The organism is Streptomyces sp. NPDC002133 (assembly GCF_040296405.1).
GTDB lineage: Bacteria > Actinomycetota > Actinomycetes > Streptomycetales > Streptomycetaceae > Streptomyces.
This window is the reverse complement of sequence record NZ_JBEOXF010000052.1, coordinates 1-18,016: the sequence shown is the minus strand read 5'-3', so window position 1 is coordinate 18,016 and position 18,016 is coordinate 1. Positions and strand designations below refer to the sequence as shown.

Genomic DNA, 18,016 nt, shown 5'->3' with positions numbered 1-18,016 from the left:
GGCCTCGGTGGCCTGGAGCCCCTGGTGGGTCGTCCGTGACCTTGCCGGGACAAGGATAGGGCTCCGATCGCCTTGACCCGGATGCTTCACCTGCGTGGCACGTTGTGGAGGTTCAGTGAAGCGAACCGATAATCGCAGGCAGGTGCGATTCTCGCAGCGCTTTTTCCGTCTCACGCCTCGGGTGTTGTGCACTCGTTATGCCTGCGCCCCGCTCGTCCCGTCTGTCCCTTCTGCCTGATCGGCGCGCAGGGATGGCAATACGCTTCAAAAAGGCTCCAAAGTTGGGCATTCTTCGCATGTGGTGACCATGGAAGTACGGCCTCAGCTGATCGACGCACTCTCCGCCCTGCGCGACCGTGTCGCTGCCGTGCGTCTTCCATTCCCCCTTGCAGGTGCTCCGCGGGCGCGGCAGACCAGGGACGAGCTGCTGGCCCAGCTCGACGACTATCTGGTGCCCCGGCTGAAGGACCCCGAAGCGCCGCTTCTCGCAGTGATCGGCGGGTCCACGGGGGCCGGGAAGTCGACGCTGGTCAACTCCCTTGTGGGGCGGCGGGTGAGCGAGGCCGGGGTGCTGCGGCCCACGACGCGGACGCCCGTGCTCGTGTGCCACCCGGACGATCACCACTGGTTCGCGGGCATGCGCGTGCTGCCCCACCTCACGCGCGTATGGCTGCCGCAGCAGGAGGAGATCGAGGCCGCGGGCGGAGAGCGCGCGCCGGTGGACGACAACGCGCTACGGATCGAGACCGCCGCCTCACTGCCCCGCGGGCTCGCCCTGCTCGACGCGCCCGACATCGACTCGCTCGTCGTCTCGAACCGCATGCTGGCCGCCGAGTTGATCTGTGCCGCCGACATCTGGGTCATGGTCACCACCGCATCCCGGTACGCCGACGCCGTCCCCTGGCACCTGCTCCGTACGGCGAAGGAGTACGACGCCATGCTCGTCACCGTCCTCGACCGGGTGCCGCACCAGGTGATCACGGAGGTGTCCAGGCAGTACGCGGCACTCCTCACGAAGGCCGGTCTCGGGGACGTACCGCGGTTCACGATCCCGGAGCTGCCCGAGTCGGCAGGCGGCGGCCGGGGGCTGCTCCCCGACTCGGCGGTCGACGCGCTGCGGGGCTGGCTGGCGCACCGGGCCCTGGACCCCGCGGCGCGTCAGCAGACCCTCGTACGGACCGCTGCCGGTGTCATCGACTCGCTCAACGCCCGAATGCCGGAGCTCGCGGGCGCGGTCGCCGCGCAGTACGCCGCCGCCGTACGCCTCTCCGGCGCGGTCGAGGAGGCGTACGCGCTGGAGGCCGCGCGGGTGCGCAAACAGCTCGGCCGCGGCGCCGTGCTCGCCGGGGACGCCCGCACCCGCTGGCGCGGCTACCCGCGCGACAGCTCCGCCACCGAAGTCCTCGACGCCCTCGCCGAAAGCCTTGCCGCGCTGCTCCAGTGCGCCGTGGCCGCCGCCGACGAGCGGCTCCGGGAGGCGTGGCGGCGCGAGCCGGCCTCCGGCGCGGTCGAGGGCGGGCAGGCGGTGGCCGACCGGGAGTCCGCCGAGCGCATCGGGATGGCGGTACGCCGCTGGCGGCGCGTCCTGGAGGAACTCGCCGAGGAGGTGGTACGGGGCATGGAACGCTCCGTCGCACCCGACCCCGAGACCATCGCCGCGCTGCTCGCCACCTCCCTGCTCGGCGGCCGCCGCGCCCGCGCCGCGGGGGAACTGCTCGCCGAACGCATCGGCGCCCAGGGCGCCCTGCGGCTGCGCGACAAGGGCGGCGAGCTCGTGACGGCGTACATCGAACGCGTACTGCACGACGAGCGCGACCGGCGGCTCGCCCCGCTCGACGCCCTCGACGTGTCCCCGGAGCCACAGGCCGAGCTGATCGCCGCGCTGTCCGTACTGCAGAAGGAGAGGTGACCGCGGTGACCGCTGTCACTGGGGAGACCGAGGGTCGCTCGGAAGGTGGCTCGGGGGCCGGTTCCGGGGCCGCTCATGCGCAGGGGGCCGACGACAAGGCCGCCGAGGCGAGGGCCGCCGAGGCGAGGGCCGCGGAGTCCGCCGCGGCATCCGCGGAACAGTCCACCGGTCACGCCACCCCGGAAGCTGCCGAGGCCGCCTCGGGGGACCGGTCCGTCGCGGGGAGGGAGGGGGACGGCGGGACCGTGGGCGGCACCGTCGGTGCGTTCGCGCGTCCGGACGACGTCCGCTGGGACGACGGCCTCATCGCCCGCCGCGCCACCGACGGCACCGATCGCGACGGCGACATGTCCGCCGAGGAGCCGCATGGCCTCGTCGGAGGGCCGTACGCCGCCCCGCTCCGCAACCGCCTCGAAGCCCTCCGCGAACTGATCGGTCTCTCCTGCACCCGGCTCGACGGCCGGACCCTCGCCGAGGCGGGACGGGTGCTCGACGAGGCGGCGGCGCGGCAGCGGCTGTCGTCGCAGCACACCGTCGTCGCCATCGCGGGCGCCACCGGCAGCGGAAAGTCGACACTGTTCAACGCCCTGGCCGGAGTGCCCATTTCGGAGACCGGCCTGCGCCGGCCCACCACCTCCGCGCCGATCGCCCTCAGCTGGTCCGAGGGCGCGGCAGGCCTGCTCGACCGGCTCGCGATTCCAGGGCGGCTGCGCCGCAGGCCGCTTGCGGGCGGATCGGGGGACGAGGCAATGCAGGGACTCGTCCTCGTGGACCTGCCCGACCACGACTCGGCGCTGACCGTGCACCGGGAACAGGTGGACCGGGTACTGGCGCTGGTCGACGCGATCGTCTGGGTCGTCGACCCGGAGAAGTACGCCGACGCCGCCCTGCACGAGCGTTATCTGCGACCGCTCGCCGGGCACGCCGAGGTCACCTTCGTGGTCCTCAACCAGATCGACCGGCTGCCCGGCGAGGCCGCCGACCAGGTGCTCGACGATCTGCGCCGGCTCCTCGACGAGGACGGCATCGCCCTCGGCGAACACGGCGAGCCCGGCGCCACGGTGCTCGCCCTGTCGGCTCTCACCGGCGAGGGCGTCGCCGATCTGCGCGAGCTGCTCAGCCGTTTCGTACAGGAACGCACCGCCGCCGCCCGGCGCATCTCCGCCGACGTCGACGCGGCCGCGGCACGGCTGCGCCCGGCGTACGTCGCCGACGGGCGGCCCGGACTCGGCGAACGGGCCCGTGAGGACTTCAACGCACGGCTGGCGGGCGCGGTCGGCGCCACCGCGGTCGGCGAGGAGGCCGAGCGCCAGTGGCTCAGGAACGCCGGGCGGGCCTGCGGCACGCCCTGGCTGCGGCTGTGGCGCTGGTACGAGCGCGTCCGTACGCCGGGCGGGGGGCTGCCACAGCCCCCGGAGCCGGTGGAGGAGGAGCTCACGGCGCGGCAGCGGGTCGAGCAGGCTGTGCGCATCGTCGCGGACGATGCGACGCGCGGGCTCCCCACGCCGTGGGCGCAGGCCGTGCGCGAGGCGGCGGTGCGCGGTGCGGAAGGGCTGCCCGAGGCGTTGGACGAGCTCGCGGTGAAGCTGGGCACGCCGAAGGCCCGGCCACCGCGGCCCGCGTGGTGGCCTGCCGCCGTGCTCGCGCAGGCCGCCATGACACTGCTGCAGGTCTACGGCGGGCTGTGGCTGACGGGGCAGATCATCGGGGTCCTGGATCCGATGCTCGTGCCTCCGGTGCTGCTGATGCTCGGCGGGATCATCGGTGGGCCGCTGGTGGAGTGGGCGTGCGCGGCCGCCGCGAAGGGGCCGGCGCGGCGGTACGGGCAGGACGCGGAACGGCAGCTCAAGGAGGCCGCGGCGGGCTGTGGCCGGGCGAGAGTCCTCGATCCGATCGCGGCGGAACTGATGCGGTACCGGGAGGTGCGCGAGCAGTTCGGCGCGGTGGCCGCACGCTCGGGTCCGCTGACACGGCCCGGCTCGCCGACACGGCGGATCCGCTGACCTTGTGGACCCTGCCGGTCTCGCAGACCTCGCCGGCCGCGCCGACTGTGTCGGCCTTGTCGATCTCACTGACGCGGCGGACGCATTGAGCCCGCCGAATCCCGCCGACGCCGCCACTCGTCATTCGTACGGGTGGCGGGGTTTTCCCCATGTGCGGCGGCATCCACAGGCGTCGGCGGGATTCTGCGTGCGGGACCAGCATGGGATCAGTCAGTCGAACGGGAGGGGATCGGTCATGAACGAGACGATGGTGACGTTGGTCGGCAATGTGGCGACCGGCGTGGAGTACCGGGAATCGGTGAGCGGAGGGTATGCGCGGTTCCGGTTCGCGGTGACCTCGCGCCGCTGGGACCGGCAGCGGGAGTTCTGGGCGGACGGGCCCACCAGCTTCTACACGGTGTGGGCATGGCGGACGCTCGGGCTGAATCTGGCGGCCTCCGTGTCGGTCGGTGAACCACTCGTGGTCCACGGCCGGTTGAGGGTGCGGGAGGAGGAACGGGACGGGGGGAGGCGGACGTCCATCGACATCGACGCGGTGTCGATCGGGCACGACATGGCACGCGGTACGTCCGCGTTCCGACGAGCGGCGAAGGGCGAGCCGTATCCGACGGATCGTCCGGGTGACGACACGGACAGCGGCGCGGGCGGCGGCGGGGGTAGCCGGACGGGCCCGACAGGCACAGCAAGCGCTCCGGATGCTGCGGGCTCACCGAATTCACCAGTCCCGTCCCGCGCCTCCGCCGGGCAGAGCGGTCCTGACGACCGCGTCCTCGTGCCGACCGCGGGAGCGGCCGCTCCATGCCCCTTCTGACCTGCGGTTGTGGCGATTTGTCGATAGTTGCCGAGGGGGTGTGGGGCCGTGATAACGATTCCGATTCGGAATGGTTATCTCATGGCATGACGGGGCATCGGGTCGCACCGCGTCCCTAGGATTCCCCAGTACTCACGGGGCACTTGAGTCTGCTGGCGAGGCACTCCCCCCACGCATCCCACGCGAAAGCGCCTCGCACGGAGGGGAATTCTGTGTTTTCTGCGTTCTCTGCACGAGGGCGGGGAGCCGCCCGTACGGTCGCGGCGGCTCTGGTGTCCGGGCTGTTCGCGGCGGGTTCGATAGCCGCCGCGGTACCGGCCGTCGCCGACGAGGCCCCCCAGCACACGGGCGGCGCCTCCGCCACGCTTGACGGTCTGACCACCTTCGACCGCGCCGTGCTGCACGACGACGGCCTCGAGCACGAACTGCCCGCCGGCCTCTTCGAGATGACCGTGGACGGCGGCGGCAAGCTCAAGACGTACTGCATCGACATCCACAACCCCACCCAGGAGCAGGCCAAGTACCTGGAGACCCCCTGGGACCAGACCTCGCTCGGCGCCAACAAGAACGCCGGCAAGATCCGCTGGATCCTGCAGCACTCCTACCCCCAGGTCGACGACCTCATGGGGCTCGCCGACAAGGCCGACACCGGTCCGCTGACCGAGCGGACGGCCGCGGCGGGAACCCAGGTCGCCATCTGGCGGTATTCGGACGGCGCCGAGGTCGAGGCACTCGACCCGGCCGCCGAGAAGCTCGCCGACTGGCTGGAGAAGGAAGCGCGGAACGTCGAGGAGCCCCGCGCCTCGCTCAGCCTGGAGCCGAACGCCGTCTCCGGGAAGGCCGGCGGACGGCTCGGCCCGGTCACGGTCCGCACCGACGCCGACCGGGTCACGGTGACCCCGCCCGCCGATGCCGCCGCGAGCGGCATCCAGGTGACCGGCAAGGACGGCAAGCCGGCGACCTCCGCGGTCGACGGCAGCGAGCTGTACTTCGACATACCCTCCGGGACCGCCGACGGCTCGGCCTCGCTGACCGTGCAGGCGACCACCTCCGTGCCGGTCGGCCGCGCGTTCGCCGGGGTGACCAAGAGCCAGACCCAGATCCTCGCCGGGTCCAGCCAGTCGACGGTCTCCGCGACCGCCACCGCCACCTGGGCCAAGACCGGCCCGATCCCGGCGCTGTCGGCGGAGAAGAACTGCGCCGCGGGCGGCATCGACGTCACGGCAACCAACAAGGGCGACGAGGCGTTCACCTTCGAGCTGATGGGGTTCAAGCACTCCATCGCCGCAGGTGAGTCCCGCACCGTGACGGTCCCGGTCCCCGAGGACCAGGCGTACGACTTCACGATCACCGGTCCCGGCGGTTTCTCGAAGAACTTCAAGGGCGTGCTCGACTGCAAGACCACCGGCAGTGCCGGGTCCAGCCCCGACCAGCCGTCCTCCCAGCCCAGCCCGGCTTCCGCCGGCGGCACCTCCGGCGGCGACGAGAATCTCGCGGCGACCGGCGCGTCCAACGCCACCCCCGTCATCGCGGGCATCGCGATCGCCCTCGTCGTGATCGGCGGCGCCGCCGTGCTCCTCGTCCGGAAGAAGAAGACCGCCGCCCCCGAGGCGCCGTCCTCCCCGGAATCGCCCTCCCCGCAGGACTGAGCGACACACGGCAAGCGCCCCATGACTGCGCGCCGCCCAGTGACGGCCCCGGATCGCCTGCGAGCGCCGGGGCCGTCGGCGTCGGTCGGTGGACAACGGGACACGGGGTCGCCACACTACGTGGACGATCATGAACTGCAGGTGCTGCACAGGACGGTGGGGGTGGCTCGATGGGGCGACTGCAGGCCGGCGTCTCGTCCCCGGAGCGCATCCGTTATCGGTTGACACGCCTGCAACGCGTGCTGCCCGTGCTGCCTGCTCTCTTGATCGTCATAACCCTCCAGATCGTGTACTGGTCGGAGGAGACGCCGGACGGCTTTGTCGTCGGTGCAGTCGTGTCGCCGTTCGTGCTGCTGATCACCTCGCGTGGCGTGGGGATCACGCTCACGCAGTCAGCGGCCATCGTGCACCGCGTGTCCCGCCGGACCATCCCCTGGGCCGACGTCCAGGCTGTCCGGATCGAGTCCAGCTTCGGAATCCGCAGCATTGTGATCTACGAAGCGACCGGCCGCCGCACGAGCCTGCCGGCGCCGAACACCGGGTTCCTCTCCTGGGATCGCACCTTCGAGGAGAAGTTCCACACCATCGGCAGTTGGTGGCTGGACCACCGCGGACCGCATTGGGCTCCCGTCCTGCCGCCCGGGGCAGGGCTGGGTGGCCCACCAGGACCTGTGGTATCCGGCGACAACACCTTCGCCCCTCCCGCGTAGTCGGCCACGCGCCGTGCGGCGGGGGCGCGGCCGCCCTGCCGCATGCATGCTGTCGGGCATGACTGAGCCCGGCCCTGGGTACCTGAAGGTCCCCCCGACCTTCAATTGCACCCGGGAGCCGAGCGGTCAGCCCGGCAGACCTCAGCGACCGTCCCGCCCGTAGTTCGTACCGAGGGGGCAACCTGTTCCAGAGCCATACCAGGAACGCGATTGCCGGGTGACTGCCGCCGACAACGGAGATCTCCTGGCGATGGGTCGGTGGCCGGGGGCAGTCGGCCGGTGCGATGCGCCGGCCGGTGGGCGTCAGTGAGCAAGGAGCGTGCCGGCGAGTATGACGTGAGTGGTGGTGCCGCAGAGGATGCTGAGTAGGGCGTTACGGCGCCACAGGTGCAGGCCGATGGTGACGGCAAGGGCTGCCAGGGGTGCGAGGGCCCGAGCCTCGGTCACGGGCAGGTCGCGCAGGCAGTACGCGAGCAGGATCACCATGACGCCTGCGGGCATGCGCGTGCTGAGGTACCGGACGGTCCGGCTCGCGCGCAGTGGTGTGAGGGCGGCGAAGGGCAGGGCGCGCAGGGCCCAGGTGACGGCGGCGGAGACAGCGACCGCGGCGATGAGGTAGGGGGTGTCAGGCATGGGTGGGCCTCTTGGGGGCGGTGAGGTGGCGGGCCAGGAGCGCGGCGGTGAACAGGGCGAAGGCGGCGAGGAGCATCTGGCCGGGGAAGAGGAGCCGGGCGGCCAGGGCGCTCAGGAGGGCGAGGGCCGGGGTGGGCAGGTCGTTGCGCCGGTCCCGGACGGCGTCGACTGCGAGAACCGCGAAGAGCGCGGTCAGGGCGAAGTCCAGACCGGTGACGCTGTCAGGGACGAGCGAGCCGAGCAGGGCGCCGGCAGTGGCGCCGCCCGCCCAGTACAGGTGCATCAGCGCCTGGAGCCACATGATCCGGCGACTGGACCAGGACCGGGCTTCCTCACCGCTGGTCAGCGCGTACGCCTCGTCGGTGAGCGCGAAGGTGCTGTACGCCTTGGCCGGGCGGCCGCGCACGGCGTGCAGCGGGAAAGACAGCGCGTAGAAGACGTGCCGGATGTTCACCAGAAGGGCGGTCAGAGCGACCGTCGCGAGCGGGGCGACGGCAGTGACCAGGCCGATGAGCAAGAACTCGAATGATCCGGCGTAGATGAGCGCGGTGAACAGGCTTGCCCACCACCAGTCGAGGCCGGACTGGGTGATGAGTGTGCCGAAGGCGAGGCCGAGCGGGACGAGACCCAGACCCACGGAGGCGGAGTCCTTGAATGCGGCCCGGGCCTCGGAGGCGGACCGCGAGGAGGGGGCAGAAGGCGCGGGCCGAGCAGGGCCGCGGACAGCGGCAGGAGGTATTCCCATGAGGAAATTTTAGGTCAAAATAGACCTTTTATGGTTGCCGATTGTGACTCTACGATGGCCTCGTGAGCAATGAAGTGAGCCTGGATGCGATTGATCGTGAAATTCTGTTTCACCTTAGGCAGGACGGGCGGCTGACCAACGTCGAGTTGGCCAAGCGCGTCGGCCTCACCCCGCCGCCGTGTCTGCGCCGGGTCAAGCGACTGGAGGAGTCCGGCGTCATCTCCGGCTACCGGGCCGTCATCGACCCCGCGGCCGTGGGCCGGGGCCTGGAGGTCCTGGTCGACGTCGAGGTGTCCGCCACCGACCGCAAGACGGTCCAGGAGTTCGAGGACACCGTGGCCTCCTACGAGGAAGTCGTCGAGCTCCGGCGCTTTTTCGGCCGCCCCGACTACTTCCTCCGCGTCGCCGTCGCCGACCACGCCGCCTACGAAGCCTTCCTGACCGGCAGACTCACCGGGCTGCCCGGAGTCCTGCGCACCGAATCGCACCTGACGATGAAGAAGATCAAGACCGAGTGAATCCCTCGTGGTCATTGCGAGCCCTTGTGCGCGAGCGCGGAGAGCGGCCCCGCGTGTCAGGAGGCGAGGCTGGGCCGTCTGTGGGCCGAATGCGACATGGCGCCAGGCCGGGCAATGGCGACAATCGGTGACGGATCAACTGCGAAGGTGATCCCGGGAGGGGCAGGTCGGGCGCTCCCGGCCGGACGGGTTTCGTTCCAGGGGTGGCGGTCAGGCAAGATGGGGTGTATCTGCCCACTCACTGATTGCCGGACGGTTTCTCTTGGCTGAGTACATCTACACCATGCGCAAGACGCGCAAGGCGCACGGCGACAAGGTGATCCTTGACGACGTCACGCTGAGCTTCCTGCCCGGTGCGAAGATCGGTGTGGTCGGCCCGAACGGCGCCGGTAAGTCCACCGTGCTGAAGATCATGGCCGGTCTGGAGCAGCCGTCCAACGGCGATGCCTTCCTCTCGCCCGGCTACACGGTCGGCATGCTCCTCCAGGAGCCGCCGCTCGACGAGTCCAAGACCGTCCTCCAGAACGTCCAGGACGGCGCGGCCGAGATCATGGGCAAGCTCCATCGCTTCAACGAGGTCGCCGAGCTCATGGCGACCGACTACTCCGACGCGCTGATGGAGGAGATGGGCAAGCTCCAGGAAGACCTCGACCACGCCAACGCGTGGGACCTGGACACGCAGCTCGAGCAGGCCATGGACGCGCTGGGCTGCCCGCCCGGCGACTGGCCGGTCACCAACCTGTCCGGTGGCGAGCGCCGCCGCGTCGCTCTTTGCAAGCTGCTGCTGGAGGCCCCCGACCTGCTGCTCCTCGACGAGCCCACCAACCACCTCGACGCAGAGTCGGTGCAGTGGCTCGAGCAGCACCTCGCCAAGTACCCCGGCACCGTCGTCGCCGTCACCCACGACCGGTACTTCCTGGACAACGTCGCCCAGTGGATCCTGGAGCTCGACCGCGGCCGCGCCCACCCGTACGAGGGCAACTACTCCACGTACCTGGAGAACAAGGCGTCGCGCCTCAAGGTCGAGGGTCAGAAGGACGCCAAGCGCCAGAAGCGGCTCAAGGAAGAGCTGGAGTGGGTCCGCTCCAACGCCAAGGGGCGCCAGGCCAAGTCCAAGGCCCGTCTGGCCCGCTACGAGGAGATGGCGGCCGAGGCCGACAAGATGCGGAAGCTGGACTTCGAGGAGATCCAGATCCCGCCGGGCCCGCGTCTGGGCAGTGTCGTCGTCGAGGTCGAGAACCTGAACAAGGCCTTCGGCGAGAAGGTCCTCATCGACGACCTCTCCTTCACGCTGCCGCGCAACGGCATCGTCGGCATCATCGGTCCGAACGGCGCCGGCAAGACCACGCTGTTCAAGATGCTCCAGGGTCTTGAGGAGCCCGACTCCGGCAAGATCAAGGTCGGCGACACCGTCAAGATCTCTTACGTCGACCAGAGCCGCGAGAACATCGACCCGAAGAAGACGCTGTGGGCCGTCGTCTCCGACGAGCTGGACTACATCAACGTGGGTCAGGTGGAGATGCCCTCGCGGGCCTACGTCTCCGCCTTCGGCTTCAAGGGTCCGGACCAGCAGAAGCCGGCCGGGGTCCTCTCCGGCGGTGAGCGCAACCGCCTCAACCTGGCGCTCACCCTGAAGCAGGGCGGCAACCTGCTGCTCCTCGACGAGCCGACCAACGACCTCGACGTCGAGACCCTCTCCTCGCTGGAGAACGCGTTGCTGGAGTTCCCCGGCTGCGCCGTGGTCGTCTCCCACGACCGCTGGTTCCTGGACCGGGTCGCCACGCACATCCTGGCGTACGAGGGCAACTCCAAGTGGTTCTGGTTCGAGGGCAACTTCGAGTCGTACGAGAAGAACAAGGTGGAGCGGCTCGGCCCGGACGCGGCCCGTCCGCACCGTGCCACCTACAAGAAGCTCACCCGGGGCTGAGGCAGTCAGTGGGTCGGCATATCTACCAGTGCCCCCTGCGCTGGTCGGACATGGATGCCTTCGGGCACGTCAACAACGTGGTCTTCCTCCGCTATCTGGAGGAGGCCCGCATCGACTTCATGTTCCGGCTGGCGCCGGGGGACGGTTCACCGTCGTTCTCCGGCGGGTCCGTCGTGGCCCGGCACGAGATCGACTACGTGCGGCCGTTGGTCCACCGGCACGAGCCGGTCACCGTCGAGTCGTGGGTGACGAAGATCGGCGCGGCGTCGCTGACGATCGCGTACGAGATCAAGGACCCTGACCAGGTGTACGTGCGGGCCTCGACGGTCGTCGTCCCGTACAACCTGGAAGCGGGTCGCCCGCGCCGCATCAGCGCCGAGGAGAAGTCCTTCCTCCAGGAGTATCTGGACGAGGGCGTGGAGGGCGCGCTCGCCGCATGACAGCGCCCGTGCAGACCCTTCGGCTCGCCGACGCGAGAGAGGCGGCGGATCTCGCCGCCTTCCTCGGCCGGCTGATCCACTACGACCGGGCCGCCGCCGTCCGGATCCAGGCCGGTGGCGGTGCGATCGCCGTGTTCGGCAGGCCGCCGTCGTTCGAGGTCCTTGCGATCCGCACGGCACGGGTCGCCGGGCCCGAGGAGACCGTCCGGCTGGATGTGACCGTCTCGGCCGGCGAGCTGCTGGAGTCCGTGGCGGGCGCCGAGCTCGCCGTACCGGCCGCGGTCACCGGCCCGCCCTGGGCCGGGGTGCTGCCCCCGCGCGGCGGCTGGCGGGAGCTGCCGGGACTGCCCGGCGTCGCCGGGATGCAGGGTGCCGTCGCGGCCGCGGTGGCCGAGTTCCGCGCCCGCGACGAGGCGCTGCCGCCCGAGCGGCGCACCCGGGCCGAGCGCGACCGGATCGGTCGCGAGATCTGGTCCCGCACCGTGGGCGGCACCGGCCTGCCGCTGCGGGCTGTGCACGCCGCCCAGTCGCTGGGCTTCCTGCGCCCGACGCCGGAGGGCGTCACCGGCGCCGCGCTGCTCGCGGCGGGCAGCTGGCTCCGGCTGCGCACGCCGTTCGGTTCGATCGCCGTACGGACCGCCGGAGTCGGCGGGCTTACGGTCACCCCCGCCTGAACCCACCCCCGCCGAACCCTCTGCCTGAACCCACCCCCGCCGAACCCCCCGGCCTGAACCCACCCCCGCCGAACCCCCCGGCCTGAACCCACCCCCGCTTGAAACCTGGCGTGACCGACGGGAATCGGTCCGCATAAGGTCGTCCGGACCGGGCAGACGAGCCGTCAGCGCGTTCCGTGCAACGGGAGTGCGCCATACGCAACACCTGCGTCAGAGGGGTCGTGGCGATGACGGACAGGGCCAGCGCCGTGCAGTCGGTGGACCGTGCCGTGAGCGTGCTGGAGAGCCTGGCCCGGCACGGCGAGGCCGGGGTCACCGAGATCGCCGACGAGCTGGGCGTCCACCGCTCGACCGCGTTCCGCCTGCTCGGCGTGCTGGAGAACCGTGGCCTCGTCGCCCAGGCCAAGGACCGCGGCAAGTACTACCTCGGCGCGGGCGTGCTGCGACTTGCCGGGGCCGCCGCCGTGCGGCTCGACATCTCCCAGCAGGGCGTTCCGCTCTGCCGTGAACTCGCCGATGAGCTCGGCGAGACCGTGAACATCGCCGTGCTCGACGGCTCCGCGGCCGTCAACATCGCCCAGGCCCGCGGCCACGCGTCGGTCACCACCTACAACTGGCTGGGCCGCCGCACCCCGCTGCACGCCACCTCCAGCGGAAAGGTGCTGCTCGCGCACGGCCCCGCCACGGTAAGGGACGAGGTCCTCACAGGCGGCCTGGAGCGCTTCACCGAGCGTACGGTCACCTCGCCGCAGGCCCTGAGGAAGCAGCTGGCCGCCACCACCGAGCGCGGATTCGCCACCGCGGTGGAGGAGCTGGAGATCGGGCTGAACGCCGTCGCCGCACCCGTGCGCGGCCACGACGGAGCCGTGCTCGGAGCGCTCAGCACCTCGGGACCCGCTTACCGGCTCGGCGAGGATCGGCTGCCGGGACTGGCCGACCGTACCGCCGCGGCGGCGCGGGAGCTGTCGCGCCGCCTCGGCCACAGCGGCTGAACCCGCCCCCGGACCGCTCCGGCCGGTCCGAGCCCTGCGCGACCCCGGACCGCTCCGGCCGCCCCACCAGGCTGCCCCGAGCGGTCTCTGCCGGCCATTTACAAAGGGTTAACCCACGGCTCTTGACGGTCACCGCGCCGCGTTCCCACTATGGCTCCCATCGTCTCCCATCGCGCAATCCGTCGTGCACTACGCAACAACGGAGGGGTGTGATCGTGCCCAGCACGCGTGTGGTCGTCATCGGTGCCGGGATCGTCGGCTGTGGGCTCGCGGACGAGCTCACCGCACGTGGCGGGTTCGACGTCACGGTCCTGGAGAAAGGCGCGCTTCCCACTCCGGGCGGCTCCACGTCCCACGCCCCCGGGCTGGTCTTCCGCACGAATCCGTCCCGGACGATGAGCACGTTCGCGGGCCGCACCATCGAGAAGTTCACCGAACTCGGGGCCTTCGACCCGGTCGGCGGCCTCGAAGTCGCCACCACCCCCGCCCGGTTGGCCGACCTGCACCGCAAGGCGGGCCTCGCCGCGTCCTGGGGCGTCCGGGGCGAGATCATCGGCCCGCAGCGCTGCGGCGAGCTGTGGCCGCTGCTGGACACGGACCGGATCCTCGGCGGCTTCCACACCCCCGACGACGGGCTGGCCCGGGCCGTCGACGCGGCCGACGCCATGGCGCGCAGGGCGGCGGCCCGCGGCGCCCGCATCCTCGACCGGCACACCGTCACCGGCATCACCCGGGACGGCAACCGGGTCACCGGCGTCGTCACCGACCGGGGCACGTTCGCCGCCGACGTCGTGATCTCGGCGGCAGGGTTCTGGGGGCCGGTGATCGGGGCGATGGCCGGGGTGACCGTACCGCTGCTGCCGCTCGCGCATCAGTACGCCACCACTGCGCCCGTGCCCCAACTGGCCGGCGCTGCCGGAGAGCTGCCCATACTGCGGCACCAGGACCGCGACCTGTACTTCCGTACGCACCAGGACCGCATCGGCATCGGCTCGTACGCACACCGGCCCATGCCGGTGGACCCGTTCACCACCGAAGGGTCCGAACTCGCCTTCACCGACGAGGACTTCGCTCCCAGCTGGGACGATGCCGGCGCGCTGCTGCCCGCGCTGCGGCAAGGCGCCGTCGACCACGCCTTCAACGGGATCTTCTCCTTCACCCCCGACGGCATGCCGCTGCTCGGCGAGTCCCGCGAGCTGCGCGGCTTCTGGCTCGCCGAAGCGGTGTGGGTCACGCACTCCGCCGGCGTCGCCGAAGCCGTCGCCGACTGGCTCACCTACGGCCGCCCGCCACTCGACCTGCACGAGTGCGAGCTCGGTCGTTTCGAGACCGCCCAGCTCACCGCGCTGTACATCGCCGGGCGCAGCGCACAGAGCTTCATCGAGGTGTACGACATCGTCCACCCCCTCCAGCCCCTGGAGCAGCCGCGTCCGCTGCGCACCAGCCCCTTCCACCCGCGCCAGCGCGAACTCGGCGCGCACTTCCTGGAGGGCGGCGGCTGGGAAAGGCCGCACTGGTACGAGGCCAACGCCCCGCTCGCCGCCGGACTCACGCTGCCCGACCGCGACCCGTGGTCCGCCCGCCACTGGTCGCCCATCGCCGCCGCCGAGGCGCTGGCCACGCGCGAGCGGGTCGCGTTGTACGACATGACACCGCTGCGGCGCCTCGAAGTCACCGGGCCGGGCTCGCTCGACCTCCTCCAGCGGATGACGACGAACCAGCAGGCACGCACACCCGGCGCGGTGACGTACACCCTGCTCCTCGACGAGGGCGGCGGCATACGCTCCGATCTCACCGTCGCCCGTCTCGGCCCCGACCGCTTCCAGCTCGGCGCCAATTCCCCGGCCGACCTGGACTGGCTGGCACGCCACGCACCCGAAGGCGTCCATGTCCGCGACATCACCGCCGGCACCTGCTGCATCGGCGTCTGGGGCCCGCTCGCCCGCGAGCTCGTCCAGCCCCTCACCCCCGACGACTTCTCCCACACCGGCTTCGGCTACTTCCGCGCCAAGGAGACGACCGTCGGCCATGTGCCGGTGACAGCCCTGCGCGTCAGCTACGTCGGCGAGCTCGGCTGGGAGCTGTACACCAGCGCCGACCTGGGGCTTCGCCTCTGGGACACGCTCTGGGACGCGGGCCGGGACCTCGGTGTGGTCGCCGCCGGCCGCAGCGCCTTCAACTCCCTGCGCCTGGAGAAGGGCTACCGAGCCTGGGGCCAGGACATGACCGCCGATGACAGCCCGTACGAGGCCGGAATCGGCTTCGCCGTCCGCCTCGGCAAGGGGGACTTCCTCGGGCGCGCGGCCCTGGACCCGGAGCGCGTCCGCCGCCGCCTGACCTGTCTCACCCTCGACGACCCGGCCGCCGTCGTCCTCGGCAAGGAACCGGTGTACGTCGACGGCGAGGCCGGCGGCTATGTCACCAGCGCCGGCTACGGCTACACGATCGGCCGCTGCATCGCCTACGCCTGGCTGCCGTCCGCCCTCCCGCCCGGCACCGGCGTCCACATCGAGTACTTCGGTGAGAAGATCGCCGCGACCGTGGCCGAGGAGCCCCTGGTCGACCCCCAGATGGACCGTATCCGCAGGTAGGAGGAGTTTCGTGGCACCGACGTACGACGTGATCGTCCTCGGCCTCGGCGGCATGGGCAGCGCCGCCGCGCACCATCTCGCAGCACGCGGCGCCCGCGTCCTCGGCCTGGAGAAGTACGGCCCGGTGCACAACAGGGGCTCCAGTCACGGCGGTTCGCGCATCACCCGCCAGTCGTACTTCGAGGACCCCGCCTACGTACCGCTGCTGCTGCGCGCGTACGAGCTGTACGAGCGGCTGGAGCGGGACAGCGGCCGGGACATCGCCACCCTCTGCGGCGGGGTGATGGTCGGCCGCCCCGAGTCCCGGCCCGTCGCCGGGGCGCTGCGCTCGGCCCAGCAGTGGGATCTGCCGCACGAGATGCTCGACGCGAAGGAGCTGCGCCGGCGCTTCCCGACGTTCGCGCCGCACGACGACGAGGTGGCGCTGTACGAGGCCAGGGCCGGACTGCTGCGGCCCGAGAACACCGTCGCCGCCCACCTCCAGCTCGCCACCCGCGACGGTGCCGAGCTGCACTTCGAGGAGCCGGCCACCCACTGGGAGCCGTACCGCGACGGGGTGCGCGTCCACACCGCCGAGAACGTCTACACGGCGGGGCAGCTCGTCGTCTGCCCCGGTGCCTGGGCGCCCGGACTGCTGGCCGACCTCGGGGTGCCGATCACCGTCGAGCGGCAGATCATGTACTGGTTCCAGCCCACGGGAGGCACCGGTCCCTACACCCCCGACCGGCACCCGATCTATGTGTGGGAGGACGCCGACGGGGTGCAGATCTACGGGTTCCCGGCCATCGACGGTCCCGACGGCGGGGTGAAGATCGCGTTCTTCCGCAAGGGCGCGGTGTGCACCCCGGAGACGATCGACCGCACGGTCCACGACGACGAGGTACGGGCCATGGCCGAGCAGGCCGCCTCCCGCATCCCCACCCTCCCGGGCGCCTTCCTCAAGGCCGCCACCTGCATGTACTCCAACACGCCCGACGAGCACTTCGTGATCGCCCGGCACCCCGCGCACCCGCAGTCCGTGACCGTCGCCTGCGGCTTCTCCGGGCACGGCTTCAAGTTCGTCACCGTGGTCGGCGAGATCCTCGCCGACCTGGCGCTGACCGGCGCGACCGCGCACCCCGTCGACCTGTTCGCTCCAGGGAGGCCGCTGTGACATCCAGCCTGATGGCGACCCTCCCCGGGAGGGCGTACACCGATCCCGGAACCTTCCGCCGCGAACAGGAGCGGATCTTCGAGGCGCTGTGGTTCTGCGCGATACGCTCCACCGAACTCGCCGCCCCCGGCGCCTACCGCACGGTTCAGGTCGGCACCGAGAACGTCCTGATCACACGGAACGCGGACGGTGCGCTGCGGGCCTTTCTCAACGTCTGCCGGCACCGCGGCGCGCGGCTGTGCGCCGAGTCCGCGGGCGAGGTCCGGCGCACCCTGCGCTGCGCCTACCACGCCTGGACGTACGACCTCGACGGGCGGCTCGTCGCCGCACCCAATCTGGCGAGGATGAAGGACATCGACCGCGACGCGTACGGGCTGCGACGGGTGGCGCTGCGCGAATGGCTCGGCTATGCCTGGGTCTGCCTGGCCGAGGAGCCCCCCTCCTTCGAGGACACCGTCATGGGTGCGGCCGTCGAACGGCTCGGGGACGCCGCGGCGATCGACCGCTACCGCACCGAGGAACTCGTCGTCGGCCACCGCATCGGCTACGACGTCGCGGCCAACTGGAAGCTGATCGTCGAGAACTTCATGGAGTGCTACCACTGCGCCACGATCCACCCCGAACTGACGGACGTCCTCCCGGAGTTCGCACGTGGCTACGCCGCGCAGTACTACGTCGGACACGGCGCCGAGTTCGCCTCCACCGCGCAGGGCTTCACCGTCGACGGCAGCGAAGGCTTCGGCCGGCTGCCGGGGCTCACCGAGGCGCAGGACCGCCGCTACTACGCCGTCACCGTGAAGCCCCAGGTCTTCATCAACCTCGTGCCCGACCACGTCATCGTCCACCGGATGTTTCCGCTGAGCCACGTGCGGACGCTCGTCGAGTGCGACTGGCTGTACGCGCCGGAGGTCGTCGCGTCGGGGGCGGACGTGTCGCGTTCGGTGGAGCTGTTCCACCGGGTCAACGTCCAGGACTTCGAGGCGTGCGAGCTCACGCAGCCGGCGATGGGCTCGCGCGCTTACCGCGGGGGCGGGGTGCTGGTGCCGAGCGAGCACCACATCGGCGCGTTCCACGAGTGGGTGACGGCCCGGCTGGCTTAGGCGCCGCCTGCGCCTCTTCCCGCAGCCGGGGCGGGCCCGGCGCCGGGCCGCCGGAGGGGCCCGCCCGCCTTGTGTGCGCCCTGCCGCAGGTGTGCACGGGTGGTTCAGCGTGGGGCGTCGTCGGGCCAGACGCCGATGTGGTCCTGTTCGAGTTCGAGCAT

The 18,016-nt window shown here is 71.3% G+C and carries 15 protein-coding genes; 13 read left to right on the top strand and 2 right to left on the bottom strand.

Going from position 1 to position 18,016, the window contains the following annotated elements:
- The first annotated feature begins 307 nt into the window (after window positions 1-307).
- From ABT078_RS33005 to ABT078_RS32985, 5 genes are all read left to right on the top strand, one after another.
- Window positions 308-1,909, top strand: coding sequence for a dynamin family protein (locus tag ABT078_RS33005; RefSeq protein WP_351234325.1), 1,602 nt, complete (start codon window positions 308-310; stop codon window positions 1,907-1,909).
- On the top strand, window positions 1,906-3,912 hold the full coding sequence (locus ABT078_RS33000) for a GTPase (protein ID WP_502981425.1): 2,007 nt from the start codon (window positions 1,906-1,908) through the stop codon (window positions 3,910-3,912). The genes ABT078_RS33005 and ABT078_RS33000 overlap by 4 nt, the downstream gene beginning before the upstream one ends.
- A 235-nt stretch (window positions 3,913-4,147) precedes the next feature.
- A complete protein-coding gene (locus ABT078_RS32995; protein ID WP_351234321.1) occupies window positions 4,148-4,723 on the top strand; it encodes a single-stranded DNA-binding protein in 576 nt (191 codons plus the stop codon).
- A 212-nt stretch (window positions 4,724-4,935) separates the two neighbouring features.
- On the top strand, window positions 4,936-6,372 hold the full coding sequence (locus tag ABT078_RS32990) for a Cys-Gln thioester bond-forming surface protein (RefSeq protein WP_351234319.1): 1,437 nt from the start codon (window positions 4,936-4,938) through the stop codon (window positions 6,370-6,372).
- A 170-nt stretch (window positions 6,373-6,542) separates the two neighbouring features.
- The gene (locus ABT078_RS32985; protein WP_351234317.1) at window positions 6,543-7,082 is read left to right on the top strand and encodes a hypothetical protein; all 540 of its coding nucleotides are present in this window, start codon (window positions 6,543-6,545) and stop codon (window positions 7,080-7,082) included.
- A 303-nt stretch (window positions 7,083-7,385) separates the two neighbouring features.
- On the opposite strand, the gene ABT078_RS32980 is transcribed toward ABT078_RS32985, so the two are convergent.
- Both ABT078_RS32980 and ABT078_RS32975 read right to left on the bottom strand, forming a co-directional pair.
- Entirely contained in the window at window positions 7,386-7,715 is a 330-nt protein-coding gene (locus ABT078_RS32980) for a branched-chain amino acid transporter permease (protein WP_351234315.1), read from the bottom strand.
- Complete coding sequence (locus tag ABT078_RS32975; protein ID WP_351234313.1) at window positions 7,708-8,352, bottom strand: AzlC family ABC transporter permease; 645 nt, start codon at window positions 8,350-8,352, stop codon at window positions 7,708-7,710. Before ABT078_RS32975 ends, ABT078_RS32980 begins: the two co-directional genes overlap by 8 nt.
- 170 nt (window positions 8,353-8,522) lie before the next feature.
- Between ABT078_RS32975 and ABT078_RS32970 the strand changes: the two genes are divergently transcribed.
- The 8 genes from ABT078_RS32970 to ABT078_RS32935 all read left to right on the top strand — a co-directional run bounded on the left by ABT078_RS32970 (window position 8,523) and on the right by ABT078_RS32935 (window position 17,855).
- Entirely contained in the window at window positions 8,523-8,978 is a 456-nt protein-coding gene (locus tag ABT078_RS32970; protein ID WP_351234311.1) for an Lrp/AsnC family transcriptional regulator, read from the top strand.
- Between the two features lie 262 nt (window positions 8,979-9,240).
- Entirely contained in the window at window positions 9,241-10,905 is a 1,665-nt protein-coding gene (gene ettA, locus ABT078_RS32965; RefSeq protein ID WP_351234309.1) for an energy-dependent translational throttle protein EttA, read from the top strand.
- 8 nt (window positions 10,906-10,913) lie between these two features.
- Window positions 10,914-11,345 (top strand): acyl-CoA thioesterase, encoded by a 432-nt coding sequence (locus ABT078_RS32960; protein ID WP_351234307.1) that lies wholly within the window; start codon window positions 10,914-10,916, stop codon window positions 11,343-11,345.
- Window positions 11,342-12,019 carry a DUF8010 domain-containing protein gene (locus tag ABT078_RS32955; protein ID WP_351234303.1) on the top strand — a complete coding sequence of 226 codons (678 nt, stop codon included), beginning with the start codon at window positions 11,342-11,344 and terminating at the stop codon, window positions 12,017-12,019. Before ABT078_RS32960 ends, ABT078_RS32955 begins: the two co-directional genes overlap by 4 nt.
- A gap of 227 nt (window positions 12,020-12,246) precedes the next feature.
- Window positions 12,247-13,011 (top strand): IclR family transcriptional regulator, encoded by a 765-nt coding sequence (locus ABT078_RS32950; protein ID WP_351234301.1) that lies wholly within the window; start codon window positions 12,247-12,249, stop codon window positions 13,009-13,011.
- 215 nt (window positions 13,012-13,226) lie between these two features.
- On the top strand, window positions 13,227-15,602 hold the full coding sequence (locus ABT078_RS32945; RefSeq protein ID WP_351234299.1) for a GcvT family protein: 2,376 nt from the start codon (window positions 13,227-13,229) through the stop codon (window positions 15,600-15,602).
- A 10-nt stretch (window positions 15,603-15,612) separates the two neighbouring features.
- The gene (solA, locus tag ABT078_RS32940) at window positions 15,613-16,755 is read left to right on the top strand and encodes an N-methyl-L-tryptophan oxidase (protein ID WP_351234297.1); all 1,143 of its coding nucleotides are present in this window, start codon (window positions 15,613-15,615) and stop codon (window positions 16,753-16,755) included.
- Between the two features lie 11 nt (window positions 16,756-16,766).
- Window positions 16,767-17,855 carry an aromatic ring-hydroxylating oxygenase subunit alpha gene (locus ABT078_RS32935; RefSeq protein WP_351234376.1) on the top strand — a complete coding sequence of 363 codons (1,089 nt, stop codon included), beginning with the start codon at window positions 16,767-16,769 and terminating at the stop codon, window positions 17,853-17,855.
- Window positions 17,856-18,016 lie beyond the last annotated feature (161 nt).

Bases quoted from the DNA above. Each gene is read 5' to 3' on its own strand.
- ABT078_RS33005 (WP_351234325.1), top strand. From the start codon at position 308: ATGGAAGTACGGCCTCAGCTGATCGACGCACTCTCCGCCCTGCGCGAC.
- ABT078_RS32995 (WP_351234321.1), top strand. From the start codon at position 4,148: ATGAACGAGACGATGGTGACGTTGGTCGGCAATGTGGCGACCGGCGTG.
- ABT078_RS32985 (WP_351234317.1), top strand. From the start codon at position 6,543: ATGGGGCGACTGCAGGCCGGCGTCTCGTCCCCGGAGCGCATCCGTTAT.
- ABT078_RS32980 (WP_351234315.1), bottom strand. From the start codon at position 7,715: ATGCCTGACACCCCCTACCTCATCGCCGCGGTCGCTGTCTCCGCCGCC.
- ABT078_RS32955 (WP_351234303.1), top strand. From the start codon at position 11,342: ATGACAGCGCCCGTGCAGACCCTTCGGCTCGCCGACGCGAGAGAGGCG.
- ABT078_RS32950 (WP_351234301.1), top strand. From the start codon at position 12,247: ATGACGGACAGGGCCAGCGCCGTGCAGTCGGTGGACCGTGCCGTGAGC.
- ABT078_RS32935 (WP_351234376.1), top strand. From the start codon at position 16,767: ATGGCGACCCTCCCCGGGAGGGCGTACACCGATCCCGGAACCTTCCGC.